This is a genomic window from Psychrobacter sp. TB55-MNA-CIBAN-0194, assembly GCF_040309505.1.
Lineage (GTDB): Bacteria > Pseudomonadota > Gammaproteobacteria > Pseudomonadales > Moraxellaceae > Psychrobacter > Psychrobacter fozii.
In genome coordinates, this window is sequence record NZ_JBEOOW010000015.1 from 1 (window position 1) to 18172 (window position 18172).

Consider the following 18172-nt stretch of genomic DNA (forward strand, 5'->3'; position numbering starts at 1 on the left):
GACACCGATCTTGAAAATGACATAGACCCAACGACCGTTAAATTGCTTGATCCAGCTGATGGTTCAGAAGTCACCACATTAACCGTTACTGGTGAAGGCGAATGGGTCGTTGATCCAAATACAGGTGAGGTTACTTTCACGCCAGAAGCGGGCTTCACAGGTGATCCAACACCAGTTGAGTATGTTGTCTCTGACACAACAGGACTACAGGCTGACCCAGCAACTATTACCATCGACTATCCACAAACTGTACCAGTGGCAGTTGATGATGAAAAGTTAGACCAAGTGCTTGGCGATGCTATTACTGTTGCTGTGGTGGGTAACGATACTGATGCACAGAATGACATTGACCCAACGACTGTCATAATCACTCAGTCTCCAGCAGGCAGCACCATTGCAGCTGACGGCAAATCTGTTATTGTGGCAGGCGAAGGTACATGGAGCGTTGATGCTGCAACAGGTGACATCACCTTTACCCCAGAAGCAGGCTTTACCGATAACCCAACGCCAATCAGTTACACCGTTGAAGATACAACTGGTCTATTGTCTAACGAAGCAACTGTCACCATTGACTATGACCAGTTGACTACAATTGAAGTTGAGCCACCAGGTCGTGTTTCTGAAGAAGGGTTGGTCGGAGGAAATCCAGATAGCAATCCAGACTCAACGCTTGATACCACTGATTCAGTAACCGATACAGATGGTAACTGGATTCGAGTAACTGATACAGACACAGACCTTTCGGCTGCCGTTGTGAAATTTGTATTACCAGCGATTGATAACGGTTTGACCAGCCAGGGCAATCCCGTTATATTCAGGATCGATTCGAGTACAGGTGACATTGTTGGTGAATATACGTATACGGATAGCACTGGCACGACTCAAACTCAGAATGTACTAACCATAGGTTTAAACGGTAGTAAAGAAGCAATTACTGATGGTTATCAATTTGGATATAATGTCACGTTGGGTGCGCCTGTAGATCATACTCAAGGTGACGATATCGAAGGAATTTTGTCAGTTGATTTTGGTATTGAAGTATTTGAAAATGCGACTGCCACAGATACATTAGCCAAGTCTGATGAGCTGTTGGCTATCATCGAAGATGATTCTCCTGCACCTCAGCCAGTAGTTTGGAATATTGATGTTCAACAAGAAACCATTACCATTACTGATCTACAAACAGGCTTTACTAATTCGTCATTTACCAGTCCGACACGTGCTGTCACAGTTACAGATCCTTCTTATTTAATTGCTGGCAATCTTAATACTGCAGCTGAAAGTAGTGGCGATACGATTCCACTTCGTGACTATGGTGGTACGGTTGGTGTTTTAACTGCAGAGCAAGATGCCACATATCAGGCGGCAGATGGCAACCTTTATATAGATACGCTCGATGAAGCCATTTATTGGGGTAGACCTGCAAACGGAACATCTCCTGCAGGATATACCACTTACGAAAATATTGATTATCAAGGTGCAGGTGAAGAAATCAAGTTTGAGAGCAATATTGACTTAGGTGATTTCTCTCACATTAACTTTGGTGTCTTTGGAGATGGTGGTACGTTACTGGAGACCGAGCTAGATCTAAATTTCAACGTTGATGTAAATGGTAACTCTGAGTCAGTCGCTGTTGAGTACGATATGCAGCATAATGAAACTTCTAATGCTGCAACGGCTGCTACATATGGTTTAGATTCTGCAACGTATGATGACGACTATGTACAAAGCGATTTCATTGTCATACCAAATGCGACTCAAATTATAGATATTGCTGGTCAACAGTATCAACTCGACTTAACCTTGGTTAATAAAGATCCTCTTTCTACTATTGATTCTGACAAAAACAAAGAGTTTTTGAAGGCATATCAAAATAATAATGGCATCGATGACAATGGTGACGGGAGAATAGATCAGTCAACATATGCGGTTATTGGTGAGTCAATTAATACGTTTACAAATAATGGTGTTCAAAATGTAGGAAACTTCTATGACGTGAACGGTAATGGTATTTTTGGAGATGAAGGAGATGCACAATTCGTCTCTAATTTGGACTCAGGCTATAGGTATACCGTTATTGGTAACAGTAATTTCGCTTACATTGATGCTGATAAAGATCTGACTTCAGATGGTATTGATTTTGATGGTGATAATATCAACGACGGTGTTTTAGATGCTAATGGTGATCTTGACTATGTTATCTTTAGTACGAATGGCAGACGTGCTGAAGATACCGATGGAGACGGTATTATTGATAAATATGACAGCGATGGTGATAACATCGTTGATACCGACTTCGCTTTAGATGATTACAACCTAGCTCTAGATGACGAAAATACTTTTGTGGTAAACAGTTTAGAAGGTCAAGAGAATACCTATGATCTTATAGGTAAACTGACTCCGCTAAACCTATTGCCTGTATTAGATAACAATGTAGTTATTGAAGGAAAAGTGGCTGTTGGTGGTGATGCTGTTGATTACCTCACTTCGAGTAGTAATGGTATTATTTGGTCAGGCGTATCAACCACAGATAGTGATACAACGATTGAAGTGATTGATACAGACGGTGATACGACTAACTATGAATTCCGTACCGATTATGGTGTGTTCGTTGGCTATGCTGATGGCAGTTATAAGTTTAATACCGCGGAAAATATTGCTGATATCGTCACAACGGGTATAGATGATATAGATATATTCTCATTCGAGTATCAAGATTCTGATGGTGATACAGCCAGTTCGACAGTTACCTTAAATTATAATGAGTACGCAACACCGCAAAGTCCAGACACAATAAATAGTATTCCGTCACGTGCTACTGCTGATAATGACTACTTAGTAGGTACTAACCAGGCCGAAACGCTGAGTGGCGGCGCAGGAGATGATACTTTAGTCGGTCTGAGCGGTGCAGATACTCTATTAGGTGGTGATGGTAGCGATATTTTAATATTTGATAGAAACGATATTTCAATGGATGGTGGCGAAAACTCAGATGGTAGTCAAGACAATGATGCTTTAGTGATTAGCGACACGAGTCTTGTTTCTAGTATCGATTTAAGTAACGTTACCAATATTGAAAATATCAATATGACGAATGATAGCGCCCAAACGCTCAGCTTAGGATTGAGTGATGTTATTAGTATGACCGATACTAATAATCAGCTGTTCATTAAGGGTGATAGTGTTGATACCGTCAATATATCAGGTATGACTAAGTCTGGCACTTCTGATCAAGCGGGTTACGATCTGTATCAAGACAGTGGTAGTACGGCGAAGTTATATATCCAAACAGCTATAGATGACAATATTATTTAATATTATTGAATAGACAGTAAAAAAGCGCTCCTAAATTAGGGGCGCTTTTTATTGTCTGTAAAAAACCAACTGAAGACAGAATATAGTCTAATTAAGGTAAATATTTAGTACTTTAATCTTTTGTCAAAGATTGATAGTAGAGTTGAGTTCAAGGTATTTTTTCGCTTATGCTTTAAACTTATAATTCTAACAATTAATGACTGATATTCTCTGTCATCACACCCATGCTATAAAGTGCATAGGCAACTACGGTTAGCGCGACAATAACTGGGGTAAATACCCAGATGACGACATTAATCAAGATAGATGGTAATAATCCGTTGAATAATTCAGTATCTGGTGCAAAAAACTCTACCATCACATCGACTGCACGTTTGGCAATAGGGAAGAGTAAAGTGCTTAGTGCTAATGCATAAAGATACTTAGCAAAGCTAGGGTCGCTCATTACAACTATGAAGTAAAATACTGAAAAATAGGTGATACCCAGCATCCAGCATTTGAGAGTATAGCTTAAACGAATCATGTTAGTTTCTCCCAAAGTATTTTGATAATGGCATGTAGAGAAAGTTATTATAATAATTCTATAATAATGAATATACTATATATGTTATAAGTTGAATATACAAGTTAGCTGTTCTTTTAATTATCTTTGCAAAAATAACAATGCTTATATAACTCTAATAAGACTGAGTCACACTTTATATTAAACTTGACTATTGTTAGCTTGTATATGAAAATCAGGAGCTTTTGATTGTCGAGTTAAATACCAAATATGGGGGCGTTACAACCCAAAAAGTGATGGTATAAAATAGAGATATAGTCGATTCAATTTAAAGGTAGTACAAGGCAACCGAGTGTAGATGTATATTAAATACTTCAAGCAAGGTTAACGCAGTAATATTTTTATAGTGGAGTGACTATAAAGGAATACCAACTGTCCTATGGATAAATACATAATACGACCGCAAGAGATTTATTTGTTAGAGCGCTATAGTTCACCTGCCTACTTTAAAGAGATGCGTGATGCCTTTGCTCATATGCTAGAGGCGGCTGAACAAGCATTAGAGCTATTTATGAGGGACTTACCCAGCGACTATCGTAATAGCCCCATCAATCGTCAGCCTGATATTGTTTGGGGCCAGCGCGTGCTGCCGAATTTACGCGGCACCTTAGACGATCTTAATGTCGGTTATCAAGAGCTGTTAAAAGGAGATTTAATAGCAATAAGATATGGTGGTAATGTACAAAGTGATTTTCGAGCTATCAGTATGTATTACGATATCGACTGGATGCCAGAGCAGCAACAATATCCAGAATGAAAGATTCAGGTGGCAGAGTGAAGCCGTTATCTATGCGCAGCTATTGCATGATATTTATATACAAATGCTGTGTTTTTATACTGAGGGATTCCAAATGTACGATCGCGTTAGCTACGGCGTATCATCAGTTAGATTGTGAGACTTAAAATGGGAAAAATTGTAAGTAAGCATGGAAACAATTATCGTTAGTATTAACATGTTGGCAAATTTCTGACGATATTTAGCCATTTTAATACCGTTGAATGTATGAATATGCTCATTGATGATATGGCTTGGGATGACTGATAGACAGTCGGCCACTATGCAAGTCACTGATTTTTTATAAGGTTAGGGCCTTTCTATTTATTTTTTCTTGCAACAAAAGGGATAGTTTTCTAGAATATCTTTAAATGGTGTGACTAGATATGACTAGCAGACCCTAGTGTTTTTAAACTTTTACTGCTTTCTTATTCAAAATAAATACCAACACCGCACCCAATATCACAGCGCTTGCCACGACGAACTGCATGGTCAATTGCTCAGATAAAAACACCACGCCTAGTATGGCTGCAAGCACAGGTACGCAAAGCTGTACCACTGCTGCTTGGGTGTTTTTTAACAGCGGCATTGCCATATACCAAATGCTATAGCCCATACCCGATGCGATCGCCCCTGATGCACATGCCAACAGTATTCCTTTGATAGTGATATTACCTAAATCGATGTTTTCCAAGCCGATATTATCGAGATACACCATGCCGATTAATAACAGGATAGGAACAGCAACAAGGCTCCGGATAAAGTTAAAGCCGGTGGCGCGTAGCGGTGACACACATGATTTGCCACGTATACTATATATACCCCAAGCCACACCACTGATTGCCATGAGCGTCGCTGCTAGTAACGAAGGCACTGCTGCTGACGGTAGCATTAAATAAATAAATCCGACGACTGCAACGATAAAGGCGATCCACTGCAATACGCTTAATTGTTCTTTTTTATAGATGCCCCAGCCAATCATCGTGAGCTGAACTGCTGAAAACAAAATCAATGCGCCAGTACCCGTGTCTAGTTCTACATAGGCAATCGAAAAGCAAAGTGCATAAATCACCAAGCTTGCACTACTAAGCCAACTGCCTTTATCATTCAAAATAGCCTCATAAGAGGTGCTACCTAGATTGAGCGCTTGACGTCGTAATCGATAGGTATAGACCGTCATGATGATAGCTAAACAAACAGCCGCACTCACCAAGCGAATGATCGTAAAGCTCCAGGCATCTATATAGCCTGCTGCTAGCGCCATTCTTCCAAAAAGAGAGTTGGCGGCAAATGCGATCAATGCGATAACAGTATAGAGCGTAGCTTTCAAGGTAATTCCTACTATGAATAAGTTGATTTTGAAATAGGCGAGCAGATGATTTTAACGTTAATTTTTTAGATATATTTTTATAACAGCTAATCATCGTTTATCGGAAATGAGGGCTGGCACTCTAAAAATCCAGTTGATAGCTATCTCACAAGGAACGATATTTTGTCGTACTTGCGACAAAAAGTCTCTTTTAAATTAGAATAACGATAGTTGCATTGATGATAAGGCTTATGAGTGAAATAAGTGGTCAAAATTACTATCGGCAACCTTTCAATAGTTTCAATCAACTAGTCAATCAATCAAATAAAAAAGATACGCAGGAAACGATAACATGGATTGGGCAGGTATTTTTATTTATGACACAACGTGGGCATTTGCACTTGAAATATTAGTACGTGTCACCGTCATGTTTGTGCTCATTATTTTATTTTTACGCTTTACGGGCAAGCGTGGTGTCCGTCAGTTGTCAATCTTTGAGTTAACCATCATTTTATCACTGGGCTCTATCGCAGGTGATCCAATGTTTACGCAAGACCTGCCAATTATTCAGGCAGTGCTGATTATGGGCTCGGTCATTTTTCTTTATCGACTGTGCACATGGGCCATGATGAAATTTCAGCCGTTCGAAGATTTACTAGAGGGTAAGTCGCTATACATTGTCGAAGATGGGTTGTTAGTACTAGAAAAGATTAAAAAGGGCAAGATGTCGCATGATGAGTTTTTTGCTGAAATGCGTCAACAAGGCGTTGAGCATTTGGGTCAAGTGCGTACAGGGCTTCTGGAAACAGATGGCAACTTTAGTATCTTATTATACCCACCCGAAAACACAGGCTATGGCATGCCACTTTTCCCCAAACAGTACCAACCAATCGAGCAAGTAGAGCTAGGGGTTTATTATGCTTGTATGCATTGTGGCTATATTGACACTATCTCTGACGCTCATCAGCTGTGTATACGCTGTGAGGATGACTGTCGAAACTGGGCAATAGCGTTAAAGAGCGAAATTGTGAGATGATTGGGCTGTTCTCTGTATTTTTATGGAGACCTAGTACACAGATAGGAACAGCCCAAGCTTGAAGTGCTATTTCTTCTAGATATTTTGGTGAGTTTAGGCGACTTTATACCAGTCAATTTTACGAGTCATGACCATCACACAGGCGAGCAGTACAAAGCAGAAGACGGCACCAAGCAATAAGTTCATATCTTCTGTAGTGAGAATACCAAAAAACGATGCGTACAATCCTGCGAGTGTGACGGTAAATATCGCTGCTCGTTTTACGCCACCGAACACGTAGTAAGTATACCAGCCAATGAGTCCGACACAGGCACTGGCCGCAATGGCATACGCTTTCCAAAACACTATCTGCTCAGCCAGCGGTAGCAATAACACATAAAAGACGAATAGCGCACAACCAACCAATAGATATTGTATCGGGTGAATACGGCTCGATTTAATCACCTCAAATAAGAAGAAAGTGCCAAACGATACTAAGATTAATAGCAGCGCATATTTCATGGTTCGTTGGGTTTGTAAATACACATCATTGGGTTCGGCAAAACTAACCCCAAAGCTGCTGAGGCGCATACTATCAGGCATTGTGCCACCTTCTACTGCAATCAAGTCATCGCGAGAAATTGACTGACTGCTGGTATCAAGGCTGGCTTGACTCGTAACAGCACATTCATTATTGGCGCTACCGATACAATGTGATAAATATTGATTGTTAGTGACGGTTAAATATTGATTCTGCCAATTGGCTTCAAACCCTTTCGTGGTGAACTTTTTGGCATTTGGAAGGGCTTTGCCAATGAAGTTGGGCGCATGCCAATTACTGCGCATGGTTAGGCTAAAGTTCTGCCCAGTAGGCACCGTATTTAAATTACTAATACCTGCTAAAGGTAAGTCTACTATGATACTAATCGCTTGAGTACTTTCGGTATCGGATGGTTGATTGGTCAAGCCTGTACCGGATAATGTTTCGTTATCCTGCGGGCTAGCAACAGGCTTCGCTGGACGATTCAATACATCTTGAGGAATGGCCACCTCTACATAGGTCAGCTCTTTCAGCATAGGTGTTTGCGGATATGTTGCTTGTATTGATTTATTGTCAATAGTCACTGTAGGTAGTGTCGCTACACCGCGTAGGTCTGATACAGGAATAATTAATTTGGCTTTATTCCAGTGAATGATGGTTTTTTCAGGTTTTATTTTATTGATAAATGGGTTTGTAGCGGTATCGACTGAATCTGATGCTTGGTTATTCGTATTATTAGGCTCGTTTAAGCTAATTAAAGTTGAATCAAAAGTATAGTTTTGGTCAAATTTCAGCGCACCGTTATAACTGGTCGCATGATAAACACCGCGCTTATAGGTGTCCGTGTTTACCTCAAGATCTTGAGTTGCTTGAGTTTGATTGGCAAAAACGGTTTCAATTTTTGAGTAGGATGCGGCGCAGTTACTGGTTGCTTCAGATCCTTTAATCTCACATTCAGGTGTGACCGTGGTAGGAATGGCAATAAAGGGTGTAATGACTTCTTGCGGGTTGACGTGCTGTTGAGCGATTTCTCTGATGACCGACTCTGAATAACTTTGCCTCTCATAGATGACTGAGCCAATCATATTGAGACCAATGGCAAACAGAACGCATAGCCCCGCGATGATGGATAATTTAATCAGTAGTGTCTTTTGCATGGGAGCTCCTCATATAAATCTTTAGTCCAAAACTGCCAATACAACAGTCAGTAGGTTTAAAGAAAAGGATAGAGGAGGGATGAAGAAAAAATATGTAAGAACAGTGGAGAGTGTGTGGAAAAATAATCGTTAGTGTTTTTTGGTATCGCCAACGACTTTATCCATAATGGCAAATAGCAAGCCTGACAGGACGAATGTCATGTGAATAATGACCTTCCACATGAGCTTATCCGCATCACCTTCGCTCATGTCACTTGTGATGTCCATAAATGACTTTAAAAGATCAATTGCAGAAATAGCGACGATGGCACCAATAACTTTTAACTTTAAACCAGAGAAGTCTACCTTGCCCATCCAGTTAGGTCGATCATCGTGATCATTGGTATCGATTTTGGAAACGAAAATTTCGTAACCACTGAATATGATGATGAGTAGTAAGCTAGCAACCAGCGAAATATCGACCAAGACTAGTATGTCTACGATCACACTTGCTTCAGAGGCGACAAGAATATCTGCAAACATACCCCAAAGCTTTTGGATAAATTTGATAAATAATAAAACAATGCCTAAAACCAATCCTAAATAAAAAGGCGCCAGTATCCAGCGGCTGTTAAATATGGTTTTTTCTAAGTAGTATTCAATATTTTTTAGCATGGATATCTCTTAAGGTTCCTAAAAGTAAGGCTATAATTCATATATGTATAACGTCAGGTATGATGCATTTGAGCAAGCTGTTTAGCCACTTGTTGCACTCGTTGCTCTCTATTACCACCGATACGATGAAACCGCTTTTGATGGTGGGTTAGCTGGCTTGCAAAATAGTTGCTTATCTCTTCACGTTGATGAGGGCTATCTCGTAAATCGTCAGCGACCCACGGGATATCCACTTCAGTTAATAGGATTAAGTCATAATGATGCGTCAATGCGGCCTGAGTCAGAGCCTCAGGGCAGTCGTCATAATACCAGTTGGAATACGCCATTAACTCAAACAGACTGGTATCACAAAACAGATAATGGTTACCTTCTGCTGTTTCAGCTGCTTGTGTGGCGAGTTTATTTTCTAACGCTATTTGACCTTGGGCGATAGGGAGTAAGTCATCCCACGTACAAGTCAGTTGCTCATTGTCCCATTTGGCTTGTAGATACGTGCGCATGTACTCTGGTACCCAAGGGCTATTAAAATGCGCTGCCAAATCACGACATAAGGTGGTTTTGCCCGTACTTTCTGCACCTAACACCGTAATTTTAGTGACCAATTTAGGCGTACGCTGTCTGAGATTGTCTGCGATGTTGTGTGCGATAGCGTCGTTGCCATTCATAATAAGCCCAGATTGCGATGAAGGTGAAAACCACATACTGTAGTGCGGTAAAGGTAAAACCTTTATAGAAATATAAAGGTACCGAAATAGCATCGGCGACGATCCATAGTAACCAGTGTTCAATTTTACGTCTTGCCATAAGCCACATCGCCATTAAGAACAGCGCAGTGGTTAGCATGTCAGTATAGTCTACCCAGGTAAATAAGTTCAGACCAAGGACAGCACCGTCGAAGCTAAAGCCATTATTAATCACTGGGCGAAAGTAATAAACAGTAGCGACAAAGGCGACAGTCGCCGTGGCTAGTGTGACCAATATGGGGATATCTGTTGTACTCAAGCGTTCAACTTGAATGCTACTCTGAGTATCACTGTCTTTTGACGACACATTTTGCTGCTGGCTGGTTGGAGTCAGTTGTTCTTGCTGTTTCTTATCGTCTTTATTTTTTGACCAGTTAATCCATCCATAGATGCTCATAATACTGTAATAGGCATTGATGAACATATCGCCGAATAGCTGCCATTTCCACAATAAATAAACAAATATCGCAGTACTTACCAGTCCAATAGGAAAGACTAGAACATTGGTTTTGCTGGCGAGAATGACACTTGCTACGCCAAAAATGACAGCGATCAATTCGAGAACAATGAATAAAGTGGTGTAGTCAGCGTATTGCCCAAATAACCAGTTGAGAAGTTCTGCCATTAGCATTTCCAAATATTAGCGTTTATATGTACTTTTGGTGAGTCTGAACATAATAAATAGCGCCAATTATAGCGTAGCTGCTGCAAAATTCAGGCAATCTTTGCTTGTTTTTCGCAACAAACAGGTTATTTGTAACAAAGTATTAGAAAAATTATAATATTCAGGCATAATAAAGCCACTGATTTTAAGTTTACAGTCATTCACCGAAAGTAAATGGCTATTATTTTTCAACCTTTATGCTTATTTTAAGCACTATAGTAGTAGACAAGGAAGCTTATCATGACGACTTGTATCACAGGCACAGGCCTATACATTCCACCTTATAGCATCAGCAACGAAGAGTTAGTTGAGTCATTTAACCAGTATGTTGAAAATTATAATACAGAGCATGCTGATGAGATAGCTGCAGAGACGGTTACGGCGCTCGAGCCTTCATCAGCCGCATTTATCGAAAAAGTGTCTGGCATCAAATCACGTTATGTGATGGAAAAAGACGGTATTTTGAATCCTGAAATCATGGCGCCAGTGATTGCTTATCGCAATTTGGGTGAAGAGCTGTCTGTTATGGCAGAAATGGGTGCCGCTGCATTAAGAGATGCATTGGCGGATGCTGGATTAGAAGCCAATGACTTGGATGGTATTATCCTTGCTTGCTCAAACTTTCAGCGTACTTACCCAGCAGTCGCCATCGAGATTCAAAATGAGATTGGTATGATTGGCGGTTTTGCTTATGATATGAATGTTGCGTGTAGTGCAGCGACGTTTGGTCTATCACAAGCGCATGGTTCTATCGTTTCTGGTCTGGCCAAGCGTATCGCCGTGGTCAACGTTGAGATTACCTCAGCGCATCTGAACTGGCGTAACCGTGACAGCCACTTCATCTTTGGTGATGTCGCAACAGCATCTATCGTTGAAGACCTAGATACGCCAAAAGGTTATGAGATTCTAAACTCTAAGCTATTTACACAGTTTTCGACCAACATCAAAAACGAATATGGCTTCATGGATCGCTCAGAGTATTTAGCTGCACAGACTGAAATGTACCCAGATATCAAAGCACCAGTGACGGACAAGCTGTTCCTTCAAAATGGTCGCAAAGTATTCCGTGAAGTCTGTCCGAAAGTATCAGAGGTTATCACTGAGCATTTGACTGAAAACGAATTACAAGCCAGTGATGTGAAGATGATGTGGTTACATCAAGCCAATGCTAATATGCTGGATTTAATCCTACGTACGGTCGTCGGTAAAGAAGCTGATAAAGCCATCGTGCCGAGCGTCATCGCTGAGTTTGCCAATACCAGTTCAGCCAGTCCAATGATTGTATTCCATCGCTACAAAGACAAACTAGCATCAGGTGATTTGGGTGTTATTTGCTCATTCGGTGCCGGTTATTCTATTGGTTCAGTATTGGTTCGTAAGGTTTAATACTGTCATTAGATAACTGTTGTGACGATAAAAATAGCTAAGAGCAATCTTGGCTATTTTTTTGTCCGAATTTTTTGATATACGTCTTACAAAACTTGAATAACGGAACAAAGTGATGGTATTACGGAATAAGTGAGGATGTTGAGCAATATAATGGCTAGATTGCTTAGAATAACGACAAGATTACTCAGAGGTTTTAATTTACGGTGAAAAATTTGCTATAATCACGATCTTATTCCTCTTATCCAATTAAAAGTCCTTTTATGAAAGAATCCTTACGCCTGCGTTTAGACCAGATGGTAGACCGTTATGAAGAGGTCACCGCCTTATTATCAGACCCTAGTGTCATCAGCGATAATAATAAATTCCGTGAATTGTCTGTCGAGCACAGCGACTTGATGGATATCACTACTTTATGGCAGAACTATGTAGGGGCAGAAACGGATCAGGCCGATGCAGAAGCTATGCTGGCCGATGCTTCAGATCCCGACATGAAAGAGATGATGCAAGAAGAGATTGATAACGCGCGTGATACCATCGTAGAGATGGAAGAAGCACTCAATGTCATGATGCTACCAAAAGATCCTAATGACAAAGTGCCAGCATTTTTGGAGATTCGAGCTGGTACAGGTGGTGATGAAGCAGCGATTTTCTCTGGTGATTTGTTCCGTATGTATCAAAAGTACGCTCAAACTCAAGGTTGGACGGTGGAAGTGCTATCAGCCAACGAGGGTGAGCATGGTGGTTATAAAGAAATCATCACGCGTGTATCAGGCAATAGTGTATATGGTCGCCTAAAGTTTGAATCAGGTGCTCACCGCGTACAGCGTGTCCCTGAAACCGAGAGCCAAGGTCGTGTTCACACGTCAGCTTGTACGGTTGCGGTCATGCCAGAAGTTGAGATTGATGATACCGTCGATATCAATCCTGCTGACATAAAAATGGATACTTTCCGCTCAAGTGGTGCAGGTGGTCAGCACGTTAACACGACTGACTCAGCCGTACGTTTAACCCACATTCCAACGGGTACCGTGGTAGAGTGTCAGCAAGAGCGTAGCCAGCACAAAAACCGTGCGCATGCTATGAAGATGCTGGTCTCAAAAATCCAACAAGCCAAAGTGCAAGCGCAGGTCGATGTGGCTGACTCTATACGTCGTGATCTGGTCGGTAGTGGTGATCGCTCAGAGCGTATCCGTACCTATAATTTTCCACAGGGTCGCATGACTGATCACCGTATCAACCTTACCTTATACAAGCTCGACTCTATTATGGAAGGCGACTTGGATGAGATTCTTGATGCATTATTACGTGAGCATCAAGCAGATCTAATGGCGAGTATCGGCGGCGGTGATCAATAGGGCTTTAGTAGTAAGTAAAGCAATAACCATAAAGTCAGTAGACAAAACTTAATTGAAACCTATGCTGCTGACGATGAGCCTTGTGGTTATCATCAGACTATTCAAAGCAGTGTAGCAAGAGGGTTGTGGTGTATATATTAACCATATAATTTTCCAAATCTACAATTTAACTTATCAAAATTTGAGAGTGTTATGTCAAAGCAAAACCAGAATAATCAAGCCCAAGAAGAACAAGCCCCAACACTAGAAGAAGCCAATGAGCTGATTGCTCAATTACAGGCCAAATTAGATGATATTACGGCTTCTGGTAAACAGCCTTATCCCAATCAGTTTAAGCGCACTGATTATGCTAAAGACTTACAAGCTGATTTTGATGGTATCTCTAAGCAAGAGATTGAAGAAAAAGCCGCGAATGGCGACAAGACTCAGGTGAATATTGCTGGGCGTGTGATGCTCAATCGTGGCTCATTTATTGTCATTCAAGACATGACGGGTCGCATCCAGCTGTATGTTGCACGCAAAGAGTTAGATCCAGAAACACTTGCTTCTATCAAATCATTAGATTTGGGTGATATCGTTGGTATCTCTGGCTACATCGGTCGCTCGGGTAAAGGTGATTTATACGTACATATTGAGGAGTTCAACCTTCTCACTAAATCACTACGCCCAATGCCGAACAAGTTTCATGGTTTAGCTGACGTAGAAGCTCGCTATCGCAATCGCCACCTTGATTTGATGACCAATGAGACGACTCGTGATACGTTCATGATCCGTAGTCAGGTCGTTAGCGGTATCCGCAAGTTTATGTTGAATGAGCGCTTCATGGAAGTTGAAACGCCAATGATGCATCCTATTCCAGGTGGTGCTGTTGCGCGTCCATTTGAGACTCATCATAATGCGTTAGATATGCCACTGTATCTACGTATTGCGCCTGAGCTTTACTTAAAGCGTTTGGTTGTTGGTGGTTTTGAGAGAGTATTTGAGATTAACCGTAGCTTCCGTAATGAAGGCGTCTCAACCCGTCATAATCCTGAATTTACCATGATTGAGTTTTATCAGGCTTATGCTGATTATCATGATTTGATGGATTTGACTGAGCGTTTATTTAACGAATTGGCATTGGATATATTAGATACCACTGAAATCACCTATCAAGAAGAAGCTATTAGCCTAAAAGCACCGTTTGAACGTCTGTCTATGTCTAATGCAATTGCAAAATATGCAGAAAACTTCGATATGGCGCGCATCAATGATCGTGAATATCTAGCAGAGTACACCTCAACGGTACTTAAGCAGCAAGTAAAAGACGGTTTTGGTGTGGGTAAATTGCAAACAATTATCTTTGAAGAAACTGCTGAACATCAATTACGCCAACCAACGTTTATTACTGAGTATCCAGCTGAGACCTCACCACTAGCGCGCCGTAGTGATGATAATCCTGAGATTACTGATCGTTTTGAGCTATTCGTTGGTGGTCGTGAACTGGCCAACGGCTTTAGTGAGCTTAATGACCCTGCTGACCAAGCCGAGCGCTTCCGCGGTCAGGTTGCTGAAAAAGACGCGGGCGATGATGAAGCCATGCACTTTGATGAAGAGTACATTGAAGCATTATCTTACGGTTTGCCACCAACAGCAGGCGAAGGTATTGGTATTGACCGTTTAGTCATGCTATTGACAGACTCTGCTAGTATCCGTGATGTGATTTTGTTCCCACACATGCGCCGCAAGCACGAAGGCTAAAGTGGATTTGCTTGCTAGTAATCCGCAATGATATTCAACTAAATATAAAAAGCTTTTACTTCTTTCAATGAAACGGGTGTAAGCTTTTTTATGAGACTTCATTTATAGGAGCGTTATGGACACTCAGCAAGCATCGCCTTCACTATGGCGACAGATGATTCAACAATTTTCTTTATCATTGTATGAACTACCTGATGATAAAGCAAACGCTGATCCTGAAAAGTTTCAGGGTTACGATTTTGTTTTTGAGTTTTCTAGTGCCATTATCTACTTGGTTGTCAATGATGTGACAACGGAAGCGGATAAGCAAGATGTCGATAGTGACAAAGTTCGCGAGTGGAAAAAAGAGATTGTTAATAAATTAATCAAACGTCACACTCAGCTTTATCAGAAAAATGATAAGTTGATGGTTGATGGCAGTATATCGAAAGATGGAAAATCCATTTATTTTGTTGGCTTAACCTCAATATCCATCGAACATCAAGACGAAAAACTAGGCTTATCCTCTTATACTATTGATTATGAATATGGCAGTCAGTTTTTTGCTGAAGATTGTGTTTTAGACTTGGATGATGAACAGAGTGTCTTGCAAATATTTAGTCATCGAAACTTTGCCAAGATACTCAGTCAATTGGCTACACCAAGTGATCTGACGACGTTTTTAAGTTTTCACCGTGATCAATTGACAAGTTTTGTATCGTTCAAAAATGAATCGACACTCCTGAAACTGTTTTTAGAATCTCCTGATTTTCACTACAGGGCTCTTAGCGTTCAAGAGCAGCTGCTTGATGGCGAGCTAATCGATCAAATCGAGCCACGCTTACTTAAAGCAGTAGAACCCAATCAGGTAGAATTTGCCAATGCATTGATGGCTGAGATTCAAAGAAATACTCGAATGTGGTATAAGCTATTCAATAGCTTGCTCAAGCGTTATCGTGAAGCGGGACAATCACTGCCTACTGCGCAAGTCGATATTTTGGCAGATGAGTCGATGTATACCTATGCCTGTCTAGTAGAAAAAATACTAGCATATAGAATGGTTGACCAAGATTCACGCTGGAATGGTTATGTTCGTCATGAGCACTCTTATCATATCTTTGGACGTCATTATCTTATGGTGTTTTATGCGCAAGATGATAGTAGCTCGTTGAGTGCAGAGAAGGTTCGTTTGTCTCATCAAGATTTGTTATCGGATCTCAATGCTCAGATGCAAACGCCAGTGATGGATGATCTGTTTTTGATTGGCGTAGAATTTAGAGCTTGTGAAGACAGCGTAAACACTGAGGTGTACTTAGATATTTTTCATCAAACAGGCGCATTTATTGATGTAAATACTCAGCGTTTACACGAACGGTTGGCACAACTTCAAGCGCAATTATAGCCAACCTTATCTCTATCAAAGAAAGTGTCAGGTTCGCCTGACATTGTTTCTTTGATAAACGAGTTACGATTTGTCGTATCTTTACTCGCCTTTCTGGTATCCACATTACAGTGAACAGACGCTAGGGCGTGTCCTCAGTCTGAATCTAATTCGCTATCTCTATTTATACTACTTGTATTACCTATACTGGCATTTACTATGACGCAGCAATATCAAGTTTTAGCTCGAAAATATCGCCCCAAAAACTTTCACGAGTTGATTGGGCAAACGCATGTCTCGCAAGCGCTGATTAATGCGATTGATTATAATCGCCTGCATCATGCGTATCTCTTTACTGGGACGCGCGGTGTGGGTAAGACGACGATTGCACGTATTTTGTCCAAGTGTTTGAATTGTGACATGGGTATCACCAGTACGCCTTGCGGTGTGTGTGATAATTGCGTGGCCATCGATCAAGGACGTTTTATTGATCTGATCGAAATTGATGCTGCGTCTCGCACTAAAGTTGAAGACACGCGTGAGCTGCTTGATAATGTACCCTATGCGCCAAGTCAGGGTCGCTATAAGGTTTATCTGATTGATGAAGTGCATATGCTGTCTACGCACAGTTTTAATGCGCTACTCAAGACTTTAGAAGAGCCACCTGAGCACGTAAAGTTTTTGCTAGCGACGACGGATCCACAAAAGCTACCAATCACCATTATCTCACGCTGTTTACAGTTTGTGCTGCGTCCGCTACCACAGACATTGCTGAGCGAACACTTGGCCAATGTTCTTACCCAAGAGCAGGTTGGGTATACGCAGCCAGCACTGTGGCAATTGGCAAGTGCGGCTAAAGGCTCAGTACGTGATGCGTTGTCATTGACAGATCAGGCGATCGCTTTTGGTCAAGGGGCGTTAGATGATGTCACTGTTAATGCGATGCTTGGTCTGATTGATGCAGCTGATTTGGTCAGTTTAATTACAGACATATACAATCATGATAAGTCTGCCGTTGCTGCTCATATTGAGCAAATGCGTGCACAGATGGTTGATGCCACCAGTATGTTTGATGGGCTCGCTGAGCTACTTCACCAGTTGGCATTGACACAGTTATTACCTGAAGTCGCGCTCAATGTAAATGAAGCACAGGCACAGAATATTACTGTACTGGCGCGGCATATTAGTCCAGATGTATTGCAACTTTACTATGAAATCGTGGTACAAGCACGTGAAGGTGTGAAACTTGCTAGCACACCTATGCAAGCGCTTGAGATGTGTATTCTACGTTTACTGGCCTTTCGTCCGTTGCCAGTCGATGAAGTACTGAGCAACACTTACGATAGTGAGGTATCCTCTACAGAAATATTAGCTGTAGAAACAGTTGCTTCTATACCGTCTACAGATGCTATCAAGCATGAAGCTTCAGCACCGCCATTACAGTCATATGATGTGGATTATCAAGCACAAGATTATGATGATCTCCAAAGCAGCAGTTATGATGAAGACCTAGCACAGCCTGAACCAGTTGTTGAGCCTGAACCAGTTGTTGAGCCTGAACCAGTTGTTGAGCCTGAACCAGTTGTTGAGCCT

Annotated in this window: 14 protein-coding genes; 8 read left to right on the top strand and 6 right to left on the bottom strand. The window is 41.2% G+C overall.

What is annotated here, in order from left to right:
* The coding region (locus AAEY75_RS13850) for an Ig-like domain-containing protein (protein WP_352259877.1) at positions 1–3315 on the top strand (3315 nt) is incomplete at its 5' end.
* Between the two features lie 193 nt (positions 3316–3508).
* Here AAEY75_RS13850 and AAEY75_RS13855 read toward each other — a convergent pair.
* Positions 3509–3838, bottom strand: coding sequence for a hypothetical protein (locus AAEY75_RS13855; RefSeq protein WP_110923524.1), 330 nt, complete (start codon positions 3836–3838; stop codon positions 3509–3511).
* Positions 3839–4256: 418 nt separating this feature from the next.
* On the opposite strand from AAEY75_RS13855, the gene AAEY75_RS13860 reads away from it, so the two are divergent.
* Positions 4257–4634 (top strand): hypothetical protein, encoded by a 378-nt coding sequence (locus tag AAEY75_RS13860; protein WP_352259878.1) that lies wholly within the window; start codon positions 4257–4259, stop codon positions 4632–4634.
* Positions 4635–5061: 427 nt separating this feature from the next.
* Here the strand turns inward: AAEY75_RS13860 and AAEY75_RS13865 are convergent, their stop codons facing one another.
* A complete protein-coding gene (locus tag AAEY75_RS13865; protein WP_197218609.1) occupies positions 5062–5982 on the bottom strand; it encodes a DMT family transporter in 921 nt (306 codons plus the stop codon).
* A 331-nt stretch (positions 5983–6313) separates the two neighbouring features.
* Between AAEY75_RS13865 and AAEY75_RS13870 the strand changes: the two genes are divergently transcribed.
* Positions 6314–6997, top strand: coding sequence for a DUF421 domain-containing protein (locus AAEY75_RS13870; RefSeq protein ID WP_197218610.1), 684 nt, complete (start codon positions 6314–6316; stop codon positions 6995–6997).
* Positions 6998–7090: 93 nt separating this feature from the next.
* On the opposite strand, the gene creD is transcribed toward AAEY75_RS13870, so the two are convergent.
* From creD to pnuC, 4 genes are all read right to left on the bottom strand, one after another.
* A complete protein-coding gene (gene creD, locus AAEY75_RS13875; protein WP_352259879.1) occupies positions 7091–8674 on the bottom strand; it encodes a cell envelope integrity protein CreD in 1584 nt (527 codons plus the stop codon).
* A gap of 129 nt (positions 8675–8803) precedes the next feature.
* Positions 8804–9328 (bottom strand): TIGR00645 family protein, encoded by a 525-nt coding sequence (locus AAEY75_RS13880; protein ID WP_197218612.1) that lies wholly within the window; start codon positions 9326–9328, stop codon positions 8804–8806.
* 53 nt (positions 9329–9381) lie between these two features.
* Complete coding sequence (locus tag AAEY75_RS13885) at positions 9382–9993, bottom strand: AAA family ATPase (protein WP_197218613.1); 612 nt, start codon at positions 9991–9993, stop codon at positions 9382–9384.
* Positions 9932–10696: a nicotinamide riboside transporter PnuC gene (pnuC, locus tag AAEY75_RS13890; RefSeq protein ID WP_197218614.1), complete on the bottom strand. Its 765-nt coding sequence runs from the start codon at positions 10694–10696 to the stop codon at positions 9932–9934. Before pnuC ends, AAEY75_RS13885 begins: the two co-directional genes overlap by 62 nt.
* Before the next feature lie 279 nt (positions 10697–10975).
* On the opposite strand from pnuC, the gene AAEY75_RS13895 reads away from it, so the two are divergent.
* The 5 genes from AAEY75_RS13895 to dnaX all read left to right on the top strand — a co-directional run.
* The gene (locus AAEY75_RS13895; RefSeq protein WP_110923517.1) at positions 10976–12121 is read left to right on the top strand and encodes a beta-ketoacyl-ACP synthase III; all 1146 of its coding nucleotides are present in this window, start codon (positions 10976–10978) and stop codon (positions 12119–12121) included.
* A 263-nt stretch (positions 12122–12384) separates the two neighbouring features.
* Positions 12385–13479, top strand: coding sequence for a peptide chain release factor 1 (gene prfA / locus AAEY75_RS13900; RefSeq protein WP_110923516.1), 1095 nt, complete (start codon positions 12385–12387; stop codon positions 13477–13479).
* Between the two features lie 192 nt (positions 13480–13671).
* Positions 13672–15219, top strand: a complete 1548-nt coding sequence (gene lysS / locus AAEY75_RS13905; protein ID WP_197218616.1) for a lysine--tRNA ligase — start codon at positions 13672–13674, stop codon at positions 15217–15219.
* A gap of 115 nt (positions 15220–15334) precedes the next feature.
* A complete protein-coding gene (locus tag AAEY75_RS13910) occupies positions 15335–16600 on the top strand; it encodes a hypothetical protein (RefSeq protein WP_352259880.1) in 1266 nt (421 codons plus the stop codon).
* Between the two features lie 198 nt (positions 16601–16798).
* Positions 16799–18172: DNA polymerase III subunit gamma/tau (gene dnaX, locus AAEY75_RS13915; RefSeq protein WP_352259881.1), on the top strand; the 1374-nt coding region annotated here is incomplete at its 3' end.